Annotated in this window: 19 protein-coding genes; 2 read left to right on the top strand and 17 right to left on the bottom strand. The window is 71.3% G+C overall.

Features of this window, described 5'->3' with window-relative positions; all coding sequences use genetic code 11:
- Window positions 1-103: 103 nt before the first annotated feature.
- The 13 genes from MUY14_RS24290 to MUY14_RS24350 all read right to left on the bottom strand — a co-directional run bounded on the left by MUY14_RS24290 (window position 104) and on the right by MUY14_RS24350 (window position 11,618).
- A complete protein-coding gene (locus MUY14_RS24290) occupies window positions 104-583 on the bottom strand; it encodes a hypothetical protein (protein WP_247012143.1) in 480 nt (159 codons plus the stop codon).
- On the bottom strand, window positions 580-1,068 hold the full coding sequence (locus MUY14_RS24295) for a hypothetical protein (RefSeq protein WP_247012145.1): 489 nt from the start codon (window positions 1,066-1,068) through the stop codon (window positions 580-582). The genes MUY14_RS24290 and MUY14_RS24295 overlap by 4 nt, the downstream gene beginning before the upstream one ends.
- A complete protein-coding gene (locus tag MUY14_RS24300; protein WP_247012147.1) occupies window positions 1,065-2,297 on the bottom strand; it encodes an MCE family protein in 1,233 nt (410 codons plus the stop codon). Before MUY14_RS24300 ends, MUY14_RS24295 begins: the two co-directional genes overlap by 4 nt.
- Complete coding sequence (locus MUY14_RS24305; RefSeq protein ID WP_247012149.1) at window positions 2,294-3,445, bottom strand: MCE family protein; 1,152 nt, start codon at window positions 3,443-3,445, stop codon at window positions 2,294-2,296. Before MUY14_RS24305 ends, MUY14_RS24300 begins: the two co-directional genes overlap by 4 nt.
- Entirely contained in the window at window positions 3,442-4,635 is a 1,194-nt protein-coding gene (locus MUY14_RS24310) for an MCE family protein (RefSeq protein WP_247012151.1), read from the bottom strand. The genes MUY14_RS24305 and MUY14_RS24310 overlap by 4 nt, the downstream gene beginning before the upstream one ends.
- Window positions 4,632-5,663 carry an MlaD family protein gene (locus MUY14_RS24315; protein ID WP_247012153.1) on the bottom strand — a complete coding sequence of 344 codons (1,032 nt, stop codon included), beginning with the start codon at window positions 5,661-5,663 and terminating at the stop codon, window positions 4,632-4,634. The genes MUY14_RS24310 and MUY14_RS24315 overlap by 4 nt, the downstream gene beginning before the upstream one ends.
- The gene (locus MUY14_RS24320) at window positions 5,660-6,697 is read right to left on the bottom strand and encodes an MCE family protein (protein WP_247012155.1); all 1,038 of its coding nucleotides are present in this window, start codon (window positions 6,695-6,697) and stop codon (window positions 5,660-5,662) included. The genes MUY14_RS24315 and MUY14_RS24320 overlap by 4 nt, the downstream gene beginning before the upstream one ends.
- Window positions 6,694-8,016 carry an MCE family protein gene (locus MUY14_RS24325; RefSeq protein ID WP_247012157.1) on the bottom strand — a complete coding sequence of 441 codons (1,323 nt, stop codon included), beginning with the start codon at window positions 8,014-8,016 and terminating at the stop codon, window positions 6,694-6,696. The genes MUY14_RS24320 and MUY14_RS24325 overlap by 4 nt, the downstream gene beginning before the upstream one ends.
- Window positions 8,013-8,861, bottom strand: coding sequence for an ABC transporter permease (locus MUY14_RS24330; protein ID WP_247012159.1), 849 nt, complete (start codon window positions 8,859-8,861; stop codon window positions 8,013-8,015). Before MUY14_RS24330 ends, MUY14_RS24325 begins: the two co-directional genes overlap by 4 nt.
- Window positions 8,861-9,649: an ABC transporter permease gene (locus MUY14_RS24335; RefSeq protein WP_086674213.1), complete on the bottom strand. Its 789-nt coding sequence runs from the start codon at window positions 9,647-9,649 to the stop codon at window positions 8,861-8,863. Before MUY14_RS24335 ends, MUY14_RS24330 begins: the two co-directional genes overlap by 1 nt.
- Window positions 9,650-9,729: 80 nt before the next feature.
- The gene (locus MUY14_RS24340) at window positions 9,730-10,488 is read right to left on the bottom strand and encodes a glucose 1-dehydrogenase (RefSeq protein ID WP_247012161.1); all 759 of its coding nucleotides are present in this window, start codon (window positions 10,486-10,488) and stop codon (window positions 9,730-9,732) included.
- A complete protein-coding gene (locus MUY14_RS24345) occupies window positions 10,485-11,342 on the bottom strand; it encodes a 3-oxoacyl-ACP reductase (RefSeq protein WP_247012163.1) in 858 nt (285 codons plus the stop codon). The genes MUY14_RS24340 and MUY14_RS24345 overlap by 4 nt, the downstream gene beginning before the upstream one ends.
- Window positions 11,343-11,426: 84 nt before the next feature.
- On the bottom strand, window positions 11,427-11,618 hold the full coding sequence (locus tag MUY14_RS24350) for a ferredoxin (protein ID WP_247012165.1): 192 nt from the start codon (window positions 11,616-11,618) through the stop codon (window positions 11,427-11,429).
- A 70-nt stretch (window positions 11,619-11,688) separates the two neighbouring features.
- Here MUY14_RS24350 and MUY14_RS24355 point away from each other — a divergent pair, with 70 nt between their 5' ends.
- Together MUY14_RS24355 and MUY14_RS24360 are read left to right on the top strand one after the other, a co-directional pair.
- Window positions 11,689-12,852, top strand: a complete 1,164-nt coding sequence (locus MUY14_RS24355) for an acyl-CoA dehydrogenase family protein (RefSeq protein ID WP_247012166.1) — start codon at window positions 11,689-11,691, stop codon at window positions 12,850-12,852.
- 8 nt (window positions 12,853-12,860) lie between these two features.
- Window positions 12,861-13,877, top strand: a complete 1,017-nt coding sequence (locus MUY14_RS24360) for an acyl-CoA dehydrogenase family protein (protein ID WP_247012168.1) — start codon at window positions 12,861-12,863, stop codon at window positions 13,875-13,877.
- On the opposite strand, the gene MUY14_RS24365 is transcribed toward MUY14_RS24360, so the two are convergent.
- The 4 genes from MUY14_RS24365 to MUY14_RS24380 form a co-directional block, all read right to left on the bottom strand.
- Window positions 13,874-14,977, bottom strand: coding sequence for a serine hydrolase (locus tag MUY14_RS24365; RefSeq protein ID WP_247025222.1), 1,104 nt, complete (start codon window positions 14,975-14,977; stop codon window positions 13,874-13,876). The genes MUY14_RS24360 and MUY14_RS24365 overlap by 4 nt on opposite strands.
- 1,013 nt (window positions 14,978-15,990) lie before the next feature.
- Window positions 15,991-18,672: a bifunctional GNAT family N-acetyltransferase/acetate--CoA ligase family protein gene (locus tag MUY14_RS24370; protein ID WP_247012170.1), complete on the bottom strand. Its 2,682-nt coding sequence runs from the start codon at window positions 18,670-18,672 to the stop codon at window positions 15,991-15,993.
- Window positions 18,673-18,674: 2 nt separating this feature from the next.
- Window positions 18,675-19,844 (bottom strand): acetoin utilization protein AcuC, encoded by a 1,170-nt coding sequence (locus MUY14_RS24375; protein WP_247012172.1) that lies wholly within the window; start codon window positions 19,842-19,844, stop codon window positions 18,675-18,677.
- A gap of 138 nt (window positions 19,845-19,982) precedes the next feature.
- The gene (locus MUY14_RS24380) at window positions 19,983-20,828 is read right to left on the bottom strand and encodes a sulfurtransferase (protein ID WP_247012174.1); all 846 of its coding nucleotides are present in this window, start codon (window positions 20,826-20,828) and stop codon (window positions 19,983-19,985) included.
- Window positions 20,829-20,846: the final 18 nt, after the last annotated feature.

Here is a 20,846-nt window from a genome sequence, read left to right on the forward strand (position 1 = left end):
GCGATGATCGTTGCGTGGGGAATCGGCGCTGCCGACCACCACACAAAGGCAACCACCACGAGCGCCGATTTCCCACGCACCGGCGAAGCCGCATCAGTAAAGCCTAGAGAGCAGTAAGAGAAGAAATCTTCCAGTGACCATCAACCCGACGAGCCGTCACCGCCAGCTGAGCGACAGAAGACGAAAGCGCCCCACCCGAACCCACCGTCTGCTGGTCCAGGAACAACAACAACGACGCGTCATCGCCAACCAGAGACCGAACCCCGACAGCCCGAACAGTAGTGGTCCGGACCAGCTTCTCAGCCGCCGCCCGGGTCCGTGCCGAAGTGAACTGCGCCTGATACTGACCCACCGCGTCGCCGGTCAGGACCTCGGCGGCCGCCCGCTCGGTTCGGGCCAGATTCGCGTAGTCGTAAGAAAAAACCGACTTCACCGCATCACTCACCTCGGCCGACACCGAAGCGGTCGCAGCCGAATCCACCAGAGCCTGGTTCGAACCGGGAGAAAGAGAAGCCGCCTCCACGCCGAACCACACCGCACAGCCCAAAGCGACCACGACGATCGCCGTCAGCACCCGGATCACGAGCCCGCCGCCTGGACACCGGCGATCTTCCAGCCGGACGCGGACCGCGAGACGTCCACCGTGAGCCGGTTCAGGCGCGGGGTCACCGCGGCGCCCGCGGTCGACACCCGGACGTCCAGCACCGCCAAGAGCCGGGCCGAACCCACGGCGACGTCGATCTCCGTCACCGCTGCCTGGACCAAAGACGCCGTGGAAACCGTACGCGCAGAAGTAGCCCGGTCGATTTGCAGCTGCCGATCCCCGGAGAGGTCCTTCCCGTACTGGCCCGTCGCCGAAGAAATCCAGCGGTCGACGTCCGCCGCCGCCGAGTGGTAGTCGATCGTGTTCAGGGTGACCAGCTGGGGGCCGGCCGCGGCCAGTACCGCGTCGCGCTCGCGGCCGCGGGCCGATGCGTCGTCGGACGCCGCTCGCCACCACGACCAGCCCGAAAAACCCGCCGCCAATAACGAGAAGACCGCGAGGACGATCAGGAGACGGAGTTTCACGGCGCGCCCAGTAAGCGGCCAAGGCCGCCTGAAGACGGACCCGTCAGCAGGCTCAGCATGCCCGGCAGCGGCTGCGGAGCCGAAGCGGCGGTCTGCGAAGGCGCCGCGGGAATCGCGGGTGGTTTGCCGGCGTAGGGGGCGTTTTGGGAGCCGCGGACCCCGGTCGGGCTCCCGGGCGGCTCCGCGCAGTAGGCGTTCATGTTCACGGGGGCTTCGGACTCATCGTTCGCCGGACGCTGTTTCGTTCCCTCGTAACCCTTCGTGCACGAAGCCGGATCGAAGAAGTTGAACACCACGCCCAGGTGACCGGTGCCGTCAGGAGACGTCGACGGCGAGAACGCCCCGATGATCGGGTACGCCACCAGCAGTTCCTCGATCGAGTCCTTGCGGGACGTCGTGATCTGCGCGGTCGTCAGCAGGTTCGCGAACAGCACGCCCAGATCGGTGCCGGACGCCGCGAGCACGTCGCTGATCTGCCGGCTCAGCTTCGGTGCCTCCGCGATCACCCGCCGCAGGTCCGGGTCGGACTTCTTGAGCTGGCCGGAAATCGTGCGCAGCCCCGAAGCGAAGTCGGTGATGTTCGCCGCCTGCCGCTCCTGCGTGTCCAGCACCACCCGCGAGTTCGCGAACAGCCCCTGCGTCTGCGGGACGTACTGCGTGGCGACGGCGGTCAGCGAACCCGTGCTGTCCAGCAGCTGCTGCAGTTCGGGGCCGGCGCCGGCGAACGCGTTGTACGTCTCGTCGACGACCGTGCGCAGCGAGTCCGGGTGCACGCTCGCCACGAGGTCGTCCAGGTGCGAGAGCACGGTGTCCGGCGACGGTGGTAGCGACGTCTTCTCCGGCGTGATCACCGAACCGTCCTTCAGGAACGGGCCGCCGTCGTGCTGCGGGAGGAGGTCGACGAACTGCTCCCCCACCGCCGAGCGGTTCGCCACCTGGGCGTGCGCGTCGGCCGGGATTTCCGGGGCGCCGGCGTCGATGTCGAGTGCCACGTCGACGCCGTGCTCGGTGAGCGTCATGCCGGTCACGCGCCCGACCGTCACGCCGCGGTAGGCGACCTCGGAGTTGACGAAGATGCCGCCGGAGTCGGTGAGCTGCGCGGTGACGACGTAGCCGCGGTTGCCGAACAGCCGGTCCAGCCCGGCGTACCGGCCGCCCGCGTAGACGACCGAAACCACCGCGATGACGACGAACGCGAACAGCTGGATGCGGATCTTGCGGGTGGTCACCGGCCACCCCCGATCAGCCCGAGCAGGCCGCCCAGCAGGTCGGGCCCGGCGGCTTGCGGGCCCGAACCCGAGTCGGGCAGCGGCAGCGGCGGCGCGACCGGTGCCTGACCGCCGATCCCCGGCGGCAGCGCGATCGGCGGCTGCGACGAGTTCGTGAAGTTCTGGATCAGCGTGTCGAGGTCGAGGTTCACGTTGGCCTCGACGTTCGCGTAGTCGCCCTTGATCACGTTGCCCGCGTAGTCCGGGAACGGGTACGTCAGCAGGATCTGCAACGCGTTCGGCAGGTTCGACCCCGCCTCGCCGAGCTTGGTCAACGTCGGCTGCAACGCCTTGAGGTTCGCGACGAGCTGGTCGCGGCTCTTCGTCACGGTGTCGACCGCGACGCCGGACAACGCGTTGAGCGCGTTCAGCATCCCGACGAGCTGGTCGCGCTGGTCGGTGACGATCTTCAGGCCCGGCGCCAGGTTGTCGAGCGCGTTCGACAGGTTCTCCGTCTGCCCGGCCAAGGTGTGCGACAGCTTCCCGAGGCCGTCGATCGCGCGGAGGATCTCCGTGCGGTGCCCGTCGAGCTGCGTGGCCAGTTCGTCCACCCGCGACAGCAGCGCGCGGATCTCCGGCTCGTTGCCCGACAGCGCGTCGTTCAGCTCGTGGCTGATCTTCTGGATCTGCTCGACGCCGCCGCCGTTGAGCAGCAGGGAAAGCGCGCCGAGCACCTCCTCGACCTCGGGGTTGCGGTTGGTGCGCCCGAGCGGGATCCGCGCGCCGTCACCCAGGCGCCCCGACGCCGGTTCGGCCGTGGGCACGCTCAGCTCGACGAACTTCTCCCCCAGCAGCGAAGACTGCTTCAGCTCGGCACGGGCGTTGGCGGGCAGCGCGATGTCGCCGTTGACCGTCATCGCGACCAGCGCCGAGCGCGTGTCCGGGGTCAGGCTGATCTTGTCGACCCGCCCGACGGCGACGTCGTTGACCTTGACGCTCGACTGCGGCACCAGGTCGAGGACGTCGGTGAACAGCGCGCTCACGTGGTACGGGTGGTCGCCGACGTCGGCGCCGCCGGGCAGCGGCGTGCCGTAGAGGCCGTTGAACCCGCCGTCGCTGCAGGCCGCCAGCACGAGCACCCCGGCGAGCACTCCCGCGAGCCGCTTCACTTCGCACCGCCCGAAAGCTGCTCCATGACGTCGACCAGCGGGAGCGGCAACGGCGGCAGCGTCCCGTTCTGCAGGGAGTTGAGCACCTGCGGGATGGTCGGCAGCTTGAGCGCCCCGTCCAGCACCGGCGCCAGCTGCTTGCAGATGTTCCCGAGCGCGTCCGGGAGCTGCTTCGGCGTGAACGAGCTGATCAACCGGCAGACGGTGAGGATCGGCGGGTTGGTCAGCTCGTTGAGGTTGTCGCGCACGGCGATCGTGCCGGACGCGGCGTCGTAGGAGTTGATGAAGTTGGTCGCGCCGGTCGGGGCGATGTCGAGCACCTCGGCGAGCGCGGCCCGCTGGTCGACCAGGACCTTCGACAGCGACGCCAGCTTGTCCACATTGGACTCCAGGGCGCCCTTGTTGTCGTTGACGAACGTCTGGACGTCGCCGAGCGCCCCACCGAGCGACTGCAAAGCCGCGCCGACTTCGGAGGAATCCGCCGCGAGGAACCGGCTGACGTCGGCGACGCGGCCGTAGAACTCGTTGAGCTGCTGGTCGCTCTGGGCCAGCGCGCCGGTGAAGGAGTTGAGATTCTGCACGGTCGAGAACAGGTCGTCCTTCGAGCCGTCCAGGGTTTTCGCCAGTTCGGCCAGCTGCCCGACCGTCGAATTCAGCGAAGCGCCGTTGCCCTTCAACGTGTTCGCGGCGGTGTCCAGGACCCCGGACAGCGCGCCGTCCTTGTTGGCGCCGTTCGGGCCCAGCGCCGTCGACAGCTTGTCCAGGCTCGAATACAGGTCGTCCAGTTCGACCGGCGTAGCCGTCCGGTCACGCGGGAGCACCGTGCCGGAAGCCAGGACCGGGCCGCTGTCGTAGGCCGGGGTCAGCTGGACGTACCGGTCGCTGACCAGGCTCGGCGCGACGACCACCGCGCCCACGCCTGCCGGCAGCGAGACGTCGTCGACGCGCATGTCCACGCGCACGGCGTCGCCCTGCGGCGTCACGTCGGTGACCTGCCCGACCGGCACGCCGAGCACGCGCACCGACGAACCGGCGTAGAGCCCGACCGTCTTGCCGAAGTACGCGGACACCACGGTTCCGGTGGACGCGCGGAACACCAGCCACAGTCCCGCGGTGACGATCAGCGCGAGCACGCAGGCGAACGCCAGCCACGTCACCAGGCTGCGGCCGCGGTAGGTGCGGATGGTCATCGGCCGCCCACCCCCTGGTTCGGCGCCGCGATCGGCGGGGTGCAGCCTTCGGGGTTGATGGTGATCACGCCGGCGTTGATCGTCGGCGGCAGCAGCCCGCACAGGTAGCCCTCGAACCAGCGGCCGTTGCCGGTGGCGTTGGCGCCGACGCGGGCGAAGGGCGCCATCAGCTGCAGGCTCTTGTCGAGGTTGCCCTGGTTGCGCTGCAGGATGTCGGTCACCTTCCCGAGCTTGTCCAGCGTCGGCTTGAGCTGCGCGCGGTTGTCGGCGACGAGCCCGCTCAGCTGCTGCGAGAGCTGCTGGGTGCCGGTGAGCAGCGCGTTGATCGCCTTCTTGCGGTTCTGCAGCTCGCCGAGCAGCAGGTTGCCGTCGCTGATCACGCGCTGCAGCTGGGCGTTGCGGTCGGACAGCGTCTTCGACACCTGGCTCGTGTTGGCCAGCAGCGTGTGCAGGTCGGCGTCGCGGGACGAAACGGTGCGAGCCAGCGACGACAGCCCGGTCAGCGTGTCCTTCAGGTACTGGGGGCTGTCCTTGAGGCTGTCGGACAGGGCGTTGAAGCTGTCCGCGAGCTGCTTCGTGTCGATGTCGCCGACCGTCGTCGACAGCTGCTCGAAGGCGTCCTGCAGCTGGAACGGCGTGCGCGTGCGGGCCTGCGGGATCGTCGCGGCCGGCTCCTGCGTGCCGCCGCCCTTCGGGTCGAGCGCGAGGTACTTCTCCCCCAGCAGTGTCTTGATCTCGATGGACGCCGTGGTCGCGTCGCCGACCCGGACGTCCTTCACGCGGAAGCGGACGAGCACCTGCCTGCCGGCCAGCTTCACCGACGACACCGTGCCGACCTTGACGCCCGCGACCTCGACCTCGTTGTCCGGCGCCAGCCCGGCGGACTCGCCGAAGTACGCCGAGTACGTCGTGCCGTTGCCGAAGAACGGGAGCTGGTCGGAAAAGTACGTCGTGGCCGTGACGAGCACGATCAGCACGAGCGCGACCGCGCCGACCCCCGCCTGGTTGCGATCCTTCAGCCGCTTCACGGACCACACCTCTCCGCGCGCTGCGTTCCGGGGATGGGGACGATCGGCAGGGTGATGTCGAGCGAGGAGATGCCGATGGTGCCGGTGATCCCGCACAGGTAGTAGTTGAACCAGCTGCCGTAGCTCAACGTCCGGGTGAACTTCTGCAGGTTGCCCGGCAGCACCTCGAGGAGGTGGTTGAGCAGCACGCCGGAGTCGCCGAGGTTCTGCGACAGCACGCCGAGCCGGGCGACGTCGTCCTTGAGCGCCGGGCGCGCGTCGGCGAGCAGGCCGGTCGTGGACACGGCGAGGTCGCCGAGCGCGCTGACCGCGTCGCCGATCGGCTTGCGCTGCTCGGCCAGCCCGCTGACCAGCTTCTGCGTCTGCTCGATGAGGTCGCCGAGCTGCGGGCCGTGGGCGTTGACCGTGCCGAGCACGGTGTTGAGGTTGGCGATGACCTGGCCGATCACCTGGTCCTTGCTCGCGATCGCCGTCGTCAGCGACGCGGTGTGCTGCAGCAGGCTGGTGATCGTGCCGCCTTCGCCCTGGAAGACGCTGATGATCTCGGCCGAGAGCTGGTTGACGTCCTTCGGGCTCAACGCCTTGAACAGCGGCTTGAAGCCGTTGAACAGCACGGTCAGGTTCAACGCGGGTTTGGTGCGCTCGGGCGGGATCGTGCCGCCGTCCTCCAGCGCGCGCTGCCCCGGGACGTCGGTGCCGAGCGCGAGGTAGCGCTGGCCGACGAGGTTGCGGTACTTGATCGTCGCGGTCACCGTCTCCGGCAGCCGGTAGGCGTGCTCGACGTCGAACCGGACCTCGGCGAAGTTCCGGTCGCCCTCGACGACGCCGATCGCGTCGACCTGGCCGACCTTGACCCCGGCGATGCGGACGTCGTCGCCTTCCTTGAGCCCGGACGCGTCGGTGAACTTCGCCAGGTACCCCGACGTCTCGCCGAAGTTCGTGTTCGCGATGGTGGCCGCGAGGACCCCGGTGAGCAGCACGGTGACGACGGCGAACACCGCGAGCTTGACCAGGGACGGCACGAAGGTCCTCACTTCAGCTCCACCTCCGCCCCGCGGTAGAGCGGCCCGACGAGCAGGCCCGCCCAGCCGGGCACGTCACCCGGCGCGGTGCCGAGCGCGGGCGAGGCGAGCAGGTCGATCAGGTCGCGTTCGTAGCTCGACCCGACGATCGTGCCGGAGCCGCCGAGGGCGCCCCCGCCGGCGGGCAGCTCCTCGGGCGGGTTCTTCGGCGGGGCGGGCTTGCTGGAGCCGTCCTCGATCGCGCCGTCCGGCGGGTACTGCGGCCAGACGCCCGGCTTCGGGACCTGCGGGTAGCAGCGCGGGCCGCGCTTGTCCTCGTACTTCGGCTCGTCGACGCCGGGGAGGTACTTGCCGCGGCTGGCGGCGAACTCGATGGTGACCCGGCTGACCTCGGGGTGCGCGGTGCCCTTGCCGAACGCCAGCTCCGCGCGCGGCACCGACTCGGCGAGCTGCCGCATCAGGCACGGGTACTCCGGCGCGTACTTCGCGAGGACGTCGAGCGTGGGCTGGATCGCCGTGGTGAGCCGGATCAGGTTGTCCTTGTTGACCTGCAGGAAGTTCGTCAGGTCGACCGAAGCCGCGGTGACGGTGGCGTAGAGGTCGCTCAGCTGCGCGCGCTGGTCGACGATCGTCCGGCTCGTAGTCGTCAGGTCGGACAGCGCCTGCAGCAGGTCCGGCGCCGCCTTGTCGTAGGTCTGCGCGACGTTGGCGAGCCCGGTGATGTCGGCCTTGACGTCCGGCAGCGACGGGTTCAGCTTGCCGAGGTAGTCGCTCAGCTGCACGAGGGTCCGGCCGAGCTGCTTGCCGCGGCCTTCGAGCGCGGTCGACACCGCCGTCAGCGTGCTCGACAGCTTTTCGGGCTGGACCGCCTGCAGCAGCGGCAGCACGTCGTCGAGGACCTTCTGCAGCTCGATCGCCGCGCTGCTGCGGTCCTGCGGGATGACGTCGCCGGCCTCGATCGGGCCTTGCGGCGCCTCGGGCAGCTGCAGGGCGACGTACCGCTCGCCGAACAGCGTCTTCGGCAGCAGCCGCGCGGCGACGTTCTTGGGGATGACGTGCGTCTTGTCCGGGTCGAGGGCCAGTTCCAGCTCGGCGTGGTCGCCCTTCGCCAGCACCGACCGGACTTCGCCGACGATCATGCCGCGGACCTTGACGTCGCCGCCGGTGCGCAGCTGGCTGCCGACGCGGTCGGTCTCCAGCTTCACGAGCGTCACCGGCGTGAAGGCCTTGTTGTATACGGCGAGCGTGCCCGTGATGAACAACGCGGCCACGAGCAGGAAGGCGAGCCCCAGCACCTGGTACCGGAGCCGCTGCCAGAGCTCGCGCGTCATCCGGAGATCCTCACCGTCGTGTTCGCGCCCCAGATCGCGAGGGACAGGAAGAAGTCCAGCACCGAGATCAGCACGATCGACGTCCGCACCGCGCGACCCACCGCGACACCGACACCCGCCGGGCCGCCGCCGGCGTTGAAGCCGTAGTAGCAGTGGGACAGGATCACGAGCACGCTGAAGACGATCACCTTCCCGAACGACCAGAGGACGTCACCGGGTGGCAGGAACAGCGTGAAGTAGTGGTCGTAGGTGCCCGCGGACTGCCCGTAGAGCCAGATGGTGATCTGGCGGGACGCGAGGTAGCTCGACAGCAGGCCGACCGCGTACAGCGGGATCACCGCGGCGACGCCGGCGAGCACCCGGGTGGTCACCAGGTACGGCATGCTCGGCACGCCCATGACCTCGAGCGCGTCGATCTCCTCGGAGATCCGCATCGCGCCGAGCTGGGCGGTGAAGCCACACCCGACGGTCGCGCTCAAGGCGAGGCCGGCCGAGAGCGGCGCGACCTCGCGGGTGTTGAAGTAGGCGGAGATGAACCCGGTGAGCGCGGCCGTGCCGAGCTGGTTCAGCGCGGAGTAGCCCTGCAGACCGACGATGAGACCGGTGAACAGCGTCATCCCGATCATCACGCCGAGCGTGCCGCCGATGACGGCGAGGCCGCCGGTGCCGAAGCAGACCTCGGTGAGCAGCCGCAGCGTTTCCCGGCCGTAGCGGCGGATCGTGCGCGGGGACCAGGCGAGCGCCTTCGCGGCGAACGCGAGCTGCTTGCCGAGGCCTTCCAGGCTCTGGCCCGGGCGCGCGATGTACTCGAGCGTCCGCTCGTGGTCGATCGGTTCCGCCGTCATCACATGGCCTTCGGCGGGACGATCCGCAGGTAGATCGCGGTGAGCACGACGTTGATGAGGAACAGCAGCAGGAACGTGATGACGACGGCCTGGTTGACCGCGTCGCCGACGCCCTTCGGCCCGGGTGGCGGGTTCAGCCCGCGGAACGCCGCCACGACACCGGCGACGAAGCCGTAGAGCAGCGCCTTGATCTCGCTGACCCAGAGGTCGGGCACCTGGGCGAGGGCGTTGAAGCTGGCCAGGTACGCGCCGGGCGTGCCGCCTTGGAGGACGACGTTGAAGAAGTAGCCGCCGAGCACCCCGACCACGCTGACCAAGCCGTTGAGGAGCACCGAAACGACCATCGCGGCCAGCACCCGGGGCACGATGAGACGCTGGATCGGGTTGACGCCCAGCACTTCCATGGCGTCGATCTCTTCGCGGATCTTGCGCGCGCCGATGTCCGCGCAGACCGCGCTGCCGCCGGCGCCCGCGACGAGCAACGCCGTGATCAGCGGGCTGGCCTGCTGCACGATGGCCAGCGCGCTGGCCGCGCCGGTGAACGACTGGGCGCCGATCTGCGCGGTCAGCGAGCCGAGCTGCAGCGCGATCACCGCGCCGAACGGGATGGCCACCAGTGCCGTGGGCAGGATCGTCACGCTGGCGAAGAACCAGCACTGCTGGATCCACTCGCGGGCCTGGAAGGGGCGCTTGAAGATCGCGCGCAGGACCTCCCACGAGAGCGTCGCCAGGCGGCCGACCTGGGTCAGGGCCGCGGTTCCCGGGAGCGTGCCCGTGCTCTCGCTCACCACACCTCCCAGTAGGTCGTCGCTGACCTCCGAGTGTTCTCCATACCCGGCGCCCGATTTTCGTTAGCGGTGTTCACTGCCTAGAAGTTGAGCGCGTGGGACGCCGTGGCTCCCCCGTCCGCGACGAACTCCGCCCCGGTGCAGTACGCGCTCTCGTCGCTGGCCAGGAACAACACCAGCTTCGCGATGTCTTCGGGCTGCCCGACGCGGCCGAGCGCGACCTTCTTGCCGACGTAGGACATGTCGACTTTCTGGCCGCCGGCCGCGGTCGAAACCATCTGGGTATCGATCGCGCCGGGGTGCACGGAATTGACGCGGATGTGCTTCTTGCCGAGTTCCATCGCCGCGACCTTGGTCATCCCGCGGATCGCGAACTTGCTCGCGGTGTAGGCGATCAGGTACGGCATCCCGGCCAGACCCTCCACAGAGGACACGTTGACGATGGAGCCACCGCCGGCGGCGGTCATCGGTTCAACGACCGAGCGCATCCCGAGAAACGCCCCGATCTGGTTCACCCGGATCACGCGTTCGTAATCGGCCAGCGTCGTCTTGCCCAGCTCGGAGAAGTGCAGGATGCCGGCGTTGTTGACCAGCACGTCCGGGGCGCCGAACTCGGTGCCCACGCGCTCGACGGCGGTGGCCCAGTCGTCCTCGCTGCCGACGTCGAGGTGCTGGTAGACGGCCTGCTCGCCGAGTTCGGCGGCGAGCTGCTTGCCCTCGTCGTCCAGGATGTCGGCGACGAGCACCTTCGCGCCTTCGGCGACGAACGCGCGGGCCGCGGCCTCGCCTTGGCCGCGCGCGGCCCCGGTGACGATGGCGATCTTCCCGTCCAGCCTCACGACTCCTCCAGGATTTCGGTGGCGGCGAACATCCGGCCGGGATCGCGTTCGGCGAAGAACGCGCTGACCGAGGTTTCCAGCTCGTCGAGGCCCCAGCGCCGCTCGATCCGCGGCGCTTCGACCAGCGCGACGGTGCCGCCGTGGACGACGAACACCTGGCCGTTGACGTGCTCGGCGGCCGGCGAGGCGAGGTAGGCGACGAAGGGGGCGACGTGCTCGACCGAGAGCGGATCGGCGCCTTCGGCAGGGGCGGCGCCGAACACGCCCTCGGTCATCGCCGTCCGCGCGCGCGGGCAGATCGCGTTGGCGCGGACGCCGTACTTGGCGAGGCCGCGGGCGGCCGACATGGTGAGCGCGGTGATGCCCGCCTTCGCCGCGGCGTAGTTGGGCTGGCCGGGCGAGCCGATGAGGAACGCTTCGGACGCCGTGTTGACCAGCCGACCGTAGACGGGCTTTCCGTCCGCTTTGGACTTTTCGCGCCAGTGCTTGGCGGCGTTGCGGGACAACAGGAAGTGCCCGCGCAGGTGCACGCGCAGCACGGTGTCCCAGTCGTCGTCGGACATCGAGAACAGCATCTTGTCGCGCAGCACGCCGGCGTTGTTGACCACGACGTCGAGCCCGCCGAGGTCGAGCGCGGCCTGGGTGAGCGCGTCGGCCGTGGCCCGCTCCCCCACGTCGCCGGCGACCGCGACGGCGGTGCCGCCCGCCGCTTCGATCTCCGCGACGACGTCCTTCGGCTCGCCGATGTCGTTGACGACGACCGTGGCGCCGCGGGCGGCCAGGGCGAGCGCTTCGGCCCGGCCCAGGCCCGCGGCGGCGCCCGTGACGATCGCAATCCTGCCGGTCAGGCTCACCGCGAGGCCTCCTCGTCGAGTCCCAGATGTCGGGCCTAGACTAGAATCTGTTCTCGGTTTGAGCAAGCCTTTCAGTGAACGGCGCTAACCGACGATGAACAGGGCGTTCTTCGGACAGCCCTTGACCGCATCGGAAACACGTTCTACCTGATCGGCCGGGACCGGACCCGGCCGGACCACCAGGTTCTCGTCGTCGTCGAGGTCGAAGACGTCCGGGGCGAAGCCGACGCACACCGCGTTCGCTTCGCAAGCCAGCCTGTCGACGCCGATCTCCATGCTTCCTCCACCACGCGAGCCCTGGTACAACTAGAACAGGTTCTATTGTAACGCCGGATCGGGGTGACGGGTGCGGATCGACTACACGCCGGAGCAGCGCGAGCTGGCCGCCGAACTTCGGGAGTACTTCGCCGAACTGATGACGCCCGAACGCCGTGACGGCCTCCGCTCGGGCGGTGGCGAGTACGGCGACGGCGCCGCCTACAAGGAAATCGTCCGGCAGCTGGGCAAGGACGGCTGGCTCGCGCTGGGCTGGCCGAAGGAGTACGGCGGACAGGGCCGGCCGATGCTCGACCAGCTGATCTTCACCGACGAAGCCGCCGTCGCCGGGGTGCCGGTCCCCTTCCTGACGGTGAACACCGTCGGGCCGACCATCATGCGCTACGGCACCGACGAGCAGAAGGCGTTCTACCTGCCCAAGATCGCCGCCGGCGAGCTGCATTTCTCGATCGGCTACTCCGAGCCCGAAGCCGGCACGGACCTGGCCTCGCTGAAGACGCGCGCGGTCCGCGACGGCGACGAGTACGTCGTCACCGGGCAGAAGATGTGGACGAGCCTGATCGAGTACGCCGACTACGTCTGGCTCGCGGTGCGGACCGACCCGTCGGCGAAGAAGCACCGCGGGCTGTCGATGCTGATCGTGCCGACGTCGGCGCCGGGGTTTTCGTGGACCAAGGTGCACACGGTCGCGGGTGCGGGCACCAGCGCGACGTACTACGACGAGGTGCGCGTGCCGGTGTCCGCGCGCGTCGCCGAGGAGAACGCGGGCTGGCCGCTGATCACCAACCAGCTCAACCACGAGCGCGTCGCGCTGACGTCGGCGGCGCCGGTGCGCAAGGCGCTGGCCGACGTCCTGGCGTGGGCGAAGGAAACCGGCGCGATCGAGCAGGAATGGGTGCGGCTGCACCTCGCGCGGGTGCACGCCGGCGCGGAGTACCTGAAGCTGCGGAACTGGCGGATCGCCTGGGCGGCCGCGGCGAGCGAGCTCGGCCCGGCGGAGGCGTCGGCGACGAAGGTGTACGGCACGGAGTTCGCGATCGAGGCCTACCGGCTGCTGATGGAGGTGCTCGGCGCGGCCGCCGTCGTCCGCGAAGGCTCGCCGGGCGCGCTGCTGGCCGGCCGGATCGAACGGCTGCACCGCTCGGCGCTCATCCTCACCTTCGGCGGCGGCACCAACGAAATCCAGCGGGACATGATCGCCGCCACCGCACTCGGCCTGCCCGTCACGCGCTAGGAGCGTCCATGGACTTCACCCCTTCCGAGGCGTCGGCCGACCTCGCCGCGCTGAGCCGGCGGATCCTCGCCGGCAAGACCACCCACGACCCGCACGGCACCGGCGGCTTCGACGCTCCACTGTGGACGGCCTTGGGACAGGCGGGCGTGCTCGACGCAGCCCTGCCGTCGTCGCTCGGCGGCGGCGGGTTCGGCCTGCTCGAACAGTGCGCGGTGCTCACCGAAATCGGCCGCGCGGTGGCGGCGGTCCCCTACCTGCCCTCGATCACGATGGCGGCGTCGGCGCTGGCCGAGTTCGGCACGCCCGAGCTGGTGGACCGCTGGGTGCTGCCGGTGCTGCGCGGCGAGCGCGTGCTGGCCGTGGCGCTGTCCGGCTTCACCGCCGTCGGTGGCCGGTTGTCCGGTGCACGGCCGGCCGTGGCTTTCGGCGCGTTCGCCCACGGGTTCCTGGTCGCCGCCGCGGACGAGGTCTTCCTGGTCGACGCGGCCGCGGCCGGGGTGTCGGTGCGGCCGCAGCGCACGACCGACCACGCGGACGCGTGCCTGCTGGAGCTGTCCGACGTCCAGGGGACTTCGCTGGGCGCCATCGCCGAGTGGCTGCGCCTGCGCGGGACGGCCGGCGTGTGCGCGCAGCAGCTCGGCGTCGTCGAGCGGGCCCTGGAGCTGACGGCGGCGTACGCGGGCGAGCGCAAGCAGTTCGACCACGTCATCGGCGGTTTTCAGGCGGTACGCCAGCGGCTCGCGGACGCGTACGTCGACGTCGAAGCGGTCCGCCTGACGACCCTGCAAGCCGCGTGGCGGCTGGCGTCGGACCTCCCCGCGACGGAAGCGGTGGCGACGGCGAAGTTCTGGGCCGCGGAGGCCGGTCATCGCGTGGCCCACACGACGGTCCACGTCCACGGCGGCGTCGGCATCGACGTCGACCACGTGGTGCACCGCTATTTCACGGCGGCGAAGCGGCTGGAGTTCGAGCTGGGTTCGGCGACACCGCAGCTGCTGGCGCTGGGTGACGCACTGGCCGGCTAAACGGCGTACGTCCAGAATTCGCGCATCAGCGGAGTGGGCTCGGGGCTGGTCAGCTCGACCTGGGTGAGCAGCACCGAAACCGTGCCGGTCGAGGGGACGATGTGCCAGGCGGTGCCGGCACCGCCGACCCAGCCGTAGCGGCCGGCCACCTCGCCGGGGTGCGTCGGCTCGACGTCGACCGAACCGCCGTAGCCCCAGCCCTGTCCGTGCAGGAAAACCCGGCCGGCTTCGCGCTGCTCGGGTGTCAGGTGGTCGGTCGTCATCGCGCGAACCGAGTGCGGGGAGAGCCGCCGGCCGGCCGTGCCTTCGGCCAGCAGGAAGCGGCCGAAGGCGAGCAGGTCGTCGACGGTCGAGACGAGCCCGCCCGACCCGGAGGAGAACGACGGCGGGGTGCTCCAGCGGCCTTCGGGCGAGTCGATCAGCCGCAGCCCGTCCTCGCCCCGGCGGTAAGCGCTGGTCAGCCGGCCCAGCGCGGCGGTCGGCACGGTGAACCCGGTATCGGCCATACCGAGCGGCTCGAACAGGTGCTCCGCCAGGAACTCCGGCAGCGGACGGCCGGTGACTCGCGAGATCAGCACGCCTTGGAGATCGGAGGCGGTGTCGTAGAGCCATGCCTCGCCGGGCTGGTGCAGCAGCGGCACTTGCGCGAGCGCGGCCAGCCACTCGTCGGGAGTGAGCCCGCGAGGAGGAGCGGCCGGGTGGCCGAGGACCTGGAGGAGCAGGTCGACGGCGGGCAGCGTCATGTCGGCGGCCAGGCCGTAGCCGCAGCGGAAGGTGAGCAGGTCTTCCACGGTGATCGGGCGGGTGGCGGGGACTACGTCGTCGACTGGGCCTTGTGGGGTGCGGACCACTAGTGGGGAGGCCAGTTCGGGGAGCCACGGCGCGATGGGGTCTTCGAGGGCGAGGTCGCCTTCGTCGACGAGGAGGAGCAGCGCCGCGGCGACGATCGGTTTGGTCAGGGAGGCGATGCGGAAGAGGGAGTCGCGCGCCATGGGGAGGGTGTGCTTGGCGTCGGCCGAGCCGATGGCTGCGGTTTCGACCTGGTCGCCGTGGGCGATGAGGGCTACCGCGCCGGGGAGGTCTGCGGCGTGCCGGGTCAGGAGGTCGGCGAGGGTGGTCGGGCCGGTCGCGGGGGCGCGGTTCGGGCCGGGTGTGGTGGTCGTGCCAGCCGACGCGGCGGAATCCGCCGGCTCGGTCGGGCCAGTCGGGGCGGCGGGATCGGCCTGGCCAGTCGGGGCAGCCGAATCAGGCGGCTCGGCCGGGCCAGCCGGCGCAGCAGACTCAGCCGCCGGGGCGGGGCCAGTCGGCACAGTCGAGGTGGCCGGGCCAGCCGGCGCAGCCGGACCGGGCGAGGTGGCCGAGCCGGGCGGCCCGGCCTGGCCGCCCGGTGCGGCGGAGTCAGCCCGCTCCGCCGGCTCGATCGGTGCAGCCCGGTCGGCCGGAGTGGCCCGGTCGGCCGGCGCAGCCGGACCGGGCGGCCTGACCTGGCCGGTCGATACCGCGGAGTCAGTCCGCTCCGTCGGCTCGATCGGTGCAGCCCGGTCAGCCGGAGTGGCCCGGTCGGCCCGGTCGGCCGGCGCAGCCGGCCCAGGCGACCCGGCCTGGCCACCCGGTGCGGCAGAGTCAGTCCACTCCGCCAGCTCGGTCGGTGCAGCCCGGTCGGCCGGATCGGCCCGGGTGGCCAAATCGGCCGGCGCAGCCGGCTCAGGCGACCCGGCCTGGCCGCCCGGTGCGGCAGAGTCAGCCCGCTCCGCCGGCTCGGTCGATGCAGCCGAGCCAGCCGGAATGGCCCGGGTGGCCGAGGCAGCCGGACCGAGCGAGGTGGCTGAGCCAGCCGGACCGGGCGGCATGGCCTGGCCGCCCGGTGCGGCAGAGTCAGCCCACTCCGCCGGCTCGGTCGATGCAGCCGAGCCAGCCGGAGCGGCCCGGGTGGCCGGGCTAGCCGAGCCGGTCGATCGCGGCGGCCGGTGTCGAAGGGGATCGGTCGGCATGGCCGAGTCAGTCGCGCGAGCCGGGTCGGGCGCCTGGGCCGGGTCGGGCGTTGTGGCCGGGTCAGCCGGGTCGGGTGAGTGTGGGGGCCGGTTGTGGGTGGGGTCTGGCGGCGTGGGCATGCTCAGTCCAGCGGGTTGATCGCGCGCAGGCGGCGGGGGCCCGTGTCGGGGCGGGTTGGGGGCAAGCCCAGGACCAGGCGGGCGTTGGCGACGAATGCGCCGTCCGGGGAGGCCAGGATCGGGTCCAGTACCAGTGAGCGGACCTCGGGGTTGTCCTCCGCCAAGGCTGCCACGCGCAGCACCATGTCCTGCAGCGCCGCCAGGTCGGCCGGCTCGTCGCCGCGGTAGCCCGTCAGCAGGGGGGCCGTTCGGGGCTCGCGCAGCAGCGTTGCCGCGTCGACGTCGGTGAGGGGGACCGCGCGGTAGGCGCGGTCGCCCAGCAGGGTGCTGACCAGGCCGGACAGCCCGAACGAGACCAGCGTGCCGAACGACGGGTCGTCCTGCAGGCCGATCACGCACGACAGGCCCTTCGGTGCCATCCGCTGGACGTACACCTCGTCGTCGCCGGAGATTTCGCGCAGGGTTTCGTACGCCGTGCGCACCGAGTCCGCGGAGGCCAGGTCGAGCCGGACGCCGGCCAGGTCGGGGCGGCCGCGCAGGCGTTCGTCGACCGCTTTGAGCGTCACCGGGAAGCCCAGCTCGGCCGCCGCCGCGATGGCTTCGTCCACTGTGGACACTATGCGGAACGGCACGACGTCGATGCCGTAGCAGCCCAGCAGCCGGACGACGTCGGTGTCGGACAGCAGCGTCGTCTTGCCGCTCTCGGCGTCCAGGAGTTCGCGGACCAGGCCCTGCGCCTGTTCCGTGTGGATCCCCTGCGGCCGCACGAGGGTGCCCTGCGGGCGCTGCCGCCACGCCGCGTAGCGGACGACCCTCGCGAGGGCGTTCACCGCGCGTTCCGGGCTCGGGTAGGACGGGATCGACCCGCGCGTCGGCACGCCGTCGTCGCTGAACACGGCCAGCTCGTCCGGTACGCCTTCCGCGGCGAGGAACGTCGAGACGATCGGCTTGCGCTGCCCCAGCTCGACCACGGTTTCCCGCAGGGCACGCGCGTACGCCGTGCCGGGAATTGCGATCGGCGGTGCGAACACGACGACCAGCGCGTCGGTCTCCGGCGACGTCAGCGCTTCGCCGACCGCCTTCGCGAAGTCCTCCGGGCTCGCCTGCGGGCCGACGTCCACCGGGTCCGAGGCGAGCCGCAGGCCCTGCATCCGCGCGGTGTCCGCGGCCAGCAGGCCGATCGCGCTCGAGTTGCCGACGATGGCGACCCGCGGGCCGGCGGGCAGCGGCTGGTGGGCGAACACGAGCGCCGTGTCGAACAGCTGCGCCAGTGACTCCACCCGCACCACGCCGGCCTGCTCGAACAGCGCCTGGACGCTGGCCTCGTCGATCTCCGTGGACGTCGCCGCGAGCTGCGGGCGGACCGCGTGCCGTCCCGACTTCACCGCGACGATCGGCTTCGTGCGCGCGAGCCGGCGGGCCAGCCGCGCGAACTTGCGCGGGTTGCCGAAGGACTCGAGGTACAGCAGCACGAGGTCGGTGTCCGGGTCGGTTTCCCAGTACTGCAACAGGTCGTTGCCCGAGACGTCGGCGCGGTTGCCCGCCGAGACGAACGTCGACAGCCCGAGGCCGCGCGCCTCAGCGTCGGCGAGGATCGCGGTCCCCAGCGCGCCGGACTGGCAGAAGAAGCCGGTGCGCCCGCGACCGGGCAGGCGCGGCGCGAGCGTGGCGTTCAACCGGATGCCGGGCGTCGTGTTGAGCACGCCGAGCGCGTTCGGGCCGACCACGCGCATGCCGTGCGCGCGTGCCTCGCCGACCAGCCGCAGCTCGGCGTGCAGGCCGTGCGGTCCGGCTTCGGCGAACCCGCTCGACAGGATCAGCAGCGTTTTGACGCCCTTGGCCAGGCAAGCGTCCAAAACGGACTCGACGGCCTCGGCGGGCACCGCGACGACGGCCAGGTCGACCGGGTCCGGGATGTCCAGCACGGACGGATAGGCGCGGACGCCGCGGATCGCGCGGTGCTCCGGGTTGACCGGGTAGACGGTGCCGGTGAACGCGGCGGCCAGCAGGTTCACGAAGGCGACGTGGCCGACCTTGCCCGGCTCGGCCGACGCGCCGATCACCGCGACCGACGACGGGTGCAGCAGGTTGTGCACGCTGCGGGCCTCGGCCGCCTGCTCCCGCGAGCGCGCGACCGCGAGCGACTCCTCGGTCGGGTCGATGTCGAACTCCAGGTGCAGCACGCCTTCCTCGATCTCGCGGCTGACCTGGTAGCCGGCGTCGCGGAAGACGCGCACCATGGCGGCGTTCTCGGCGAGCACCTCGGCGACGAACCGGCGCAGCCCGCATTCGGACGCGGCCGCGGCGAGGTGTTCGAGCAGGATCGAGCCGAGCCCGCGCCCCTGGTGCGCGTCGCTCACGACGAAGGCGACCTCCGCCGACGGCCCGCTGTCGAGCCGTTCGTACCGCCCGACGGCGACGATGTCGTCGCCCAGGAACGCGGCGAACGCGACCCGGTCGTGGTGGTCGACGGTGGAAAAGCGCTTGAGGTCCTTCTCCGGGATCCGCGGGTAGGCGCCGAAGTAGCGGAAGTACCGCGTGCGCTCGGACAGCTTGCCGTGGAAGGCGACCAGCCCGTCGGCGTCGGTGGGCACGATCGGGCGCAGGTGGACGGTGCCGCCGTCGGACAGCACGACGTCGGCTTCCCAGTCGCGGGGGTAGTCGAAGGGGTCCCGGCCGGCCATGATCAGTCCCTCGGATCGTCCGGGTCGAGGCCGTGCAGGGGGAAGACGGCGCGGCGGGTGTCCCGGACGGCGATGTCGACCGGGTCGTCTTCGCCGTCGCCCCACGGCTTGAACTCCGTGTCGCGGTCGTCGGTCATCGTGCTGGGGAGTTCGGCCTGCGGCGCGGCCTTGCCGACGGTGGTTTTCCAGCCGGGCGGCAGCGGCGTCGCCGGGTCGACGTCCCGGTTCAGGACGGTGGCGATCAGGTGCGTCCACGACCGCGGGACCACGCGGATCAGCTGGTAGCCCCCGCCCCCGACGGCGATCCACTTGCCGCCGGCGTAGGTCTCGGCGAGGTCGCGCAGGGTGGTGTAGATGGTGCGGTGCCCGTCGACGGACAGCGAGAGGTCGGCGAGCGGGTCTTCTTCGTGCGAGTCGACGCCGCACTGGGTGAACAGCAGCTGCGGTTCGAAGTCGGCGAGCAGCGACGGGACGACGGCGTTGAACGCCCGCAGCCACCCGGGATCCCGCGTCCGCGGCGGCAACGGGATGTTGACGGCCGTCCCGTCGGCCTTCCCGCGGCCGGTCTCGGCCGAGTAGCCGGTGCCCGGCCAGAGCGTGAAGGGGTGCTGGTGCAGCGAGATCGTGAGGACGCGCGGGTCGTCGTAGAAGGCGGTCTGGACGCCGTCGCCGTGGTGGACGTCGGTGTCGATGTAGGCGATCCGCTCGAAGCCGTGGTCGAGCAGCCAGGAGATGGCGACGGCGCAGTCGTTGTAGACGCAGAACCCGGCCGCCCGGTCGCGCATCGCGTGGTGCAGGCCGCCGGCGATGTTGACCGCGCGAGTGGCTTCGCCTTCGGCGATCTTGCGGGCGGCGAGCAGCGTGGACCCGACGACGAGCGCGGAGGCGTCGTGCATGTCCGGGAAGACGGGGTTGTCCGAGGTGCCGAGCCCGTGCCCGACGTCCCACCCGACGAGCGGTGCGTCCCGCACGGCGGCGAGGTATTCGGGCGCGTGGATCCGGAGGAGTTCTTCGTCGCCGGCGCCGGTCGGGACGAGGAGCGGGACGTCGTCGAGCACGCCGAGTTCGGTGGCCAGCCGGACGGTGAGCTCCAGCCGGACGGGGTTGAACGGGTGATCCGCACCCAGGTCATAACCGAGAAGGGCGGAGTCCCAAACGACGGCCGGCGACATAGTGTCCGACTGTAGTGCCGTTCGGGGGACTGTGTGGACCCGAAAGGGCCGGATGTGGGCCGCGCCGCGGTCGGTGGGTGGCCCGCGGGCAGCCACGTCCCGGCCCGGCCGGGCCGGGACGCGCTCGATCCCGGGTGCTCAGCCGGGCAGGGGGCCGGTCGCCGCGGGGCGGTCGGGGTTGCGGGACCAGTGCGACCACGAGCCCGCGTACAGGCCCGCGCCGGGGTGGCCGGCCAGTTCCAGGGCCAGTACCACCGAACTCGCCGTCACTCCTGAGCCGCAGTACGCGGCCACCGGCTCGCCCGGGCGCAGGCCCAGGTCCGTGAAGCGGGCGGCCAGGTCCGCCGGGGTGTGCCAGCGGCCGTCGGCCGCGATGTGGCCGGCGAACGGGGCGTTCACCGCGCCCGGGATGTGGCCCGCTCGGGGGTCGACCGGTTCCGTCTCGCCGGCGTAGCGCGGGGTGGCGCGGGCGTCGAGGAGGAGGCCGTCGCGGGCCAGGGCCGCTGCCTCGTCCGCGTCGAGGACCGGCATCGCGCCCGGGCGGACCGTGAGGTCGCCCGGTTCCGGGTGTGCCTCTTCGGTACTGACCGGGTGGTCCTCGGCCGACCACGCCGCGTAACCGCCGTCGAGGACCGCCACCTCTTCGTGGCCTGCCCAGCGCAGCAGCCACCACGCACGGGCCGCCACCGAGCCGTCCGCGTCGTCGTAGGCCACCACCGGGTGACCCGCCCGGACGCCGGCCGCGCGCAGGTCGCGCTGCAGGTCGGCGGGGGCCGGCAGCGGGTGGCGGCCGCCTTCGCCCGGCTCGGCGGCGAGGACCCGGTCGAGGTCGACGAACACCGCGCCGGGTACGTGGCCCGCCGCGTAGGACTCGGCGGCCGGCGGGCCGGCGAGGCGCCAGCGGACGTCGAGGACGACGGGCCGCCCGGCGGCCGGGCCCGCCAGCGCGGCGGCGAGGTCGGTGGTGCTGATCAGCGGACGCATGCTCCCATCTTGCAGCGG

This window comes from Amycolatopsis sp. FBCC-B4732 (genome assembly GCF_023008405.1).
Taxonomy (GTDB): Bacteria; Actinomycetota; Actinomycetes; order Mycobacteriales; family Pseudonocardiaceae; genus Amycolatopsis; species Amycolatopsis pretoriensis_A.

Coding starts and splice junctions, on each gene's coding strand:
- MUY14_RS24310 (WP_247012151.1), bottom strand. CDS start 4,635: ATGACCATCCGCACCTACCGCGGCCGCAGCCTGGTGACGTGGCTGGCG.
- MUY14_RS24325 (WP_247012157.1), bottom strand. CDS start 8,016: ATGACGCGCGAGCTCTGGCAGCGGCTCCGGTACCAGGTGCTGGGGCTC.
- MUY14_RS24330 (WP_247012159.1), bottom strand. CDS start 8,861: ATGACGGCGGAACCGATCGACCACGAGCGGACGCTCGAGTACATCGCG.
- MUY14_RS24350 (WP_247012165.1), bottom strand. CDS start 11,618: ATGGAGATCGGCGTCGACAGGCTGGCTTGCGAAGCGAACGCGGTGTGC.
- MUY14_RS24360 (WP_247012168.1), top strand. CDS start 12,861: ATGGACTTCACCCCTTCCGAGGCGTCGGCCGACCTCGCCGCGCTGAGC.
- MUY14_RS24370 (WP_247012170.1), bottom strand. CDS start 18,672: ATGGCCGGCCGGGACCCCTTCGACTACCCCCGCGACTGGGAAGCCGAC.
- MUY14_RS24375 (WP_247012172.1), bottom strand. CDS start 19,844: ATGTCGCCGGCCGTCGTTTGGGACTCCGCCCTTCTCGGTTATGACCTG.
- MUY14_RS24380 (WP_247012174.1), bottom strand. CDS start 20,828: ATGCGTCCGCTGATCAGCACCACCGACCTCGCCGCCGCGCTGGCGGGC.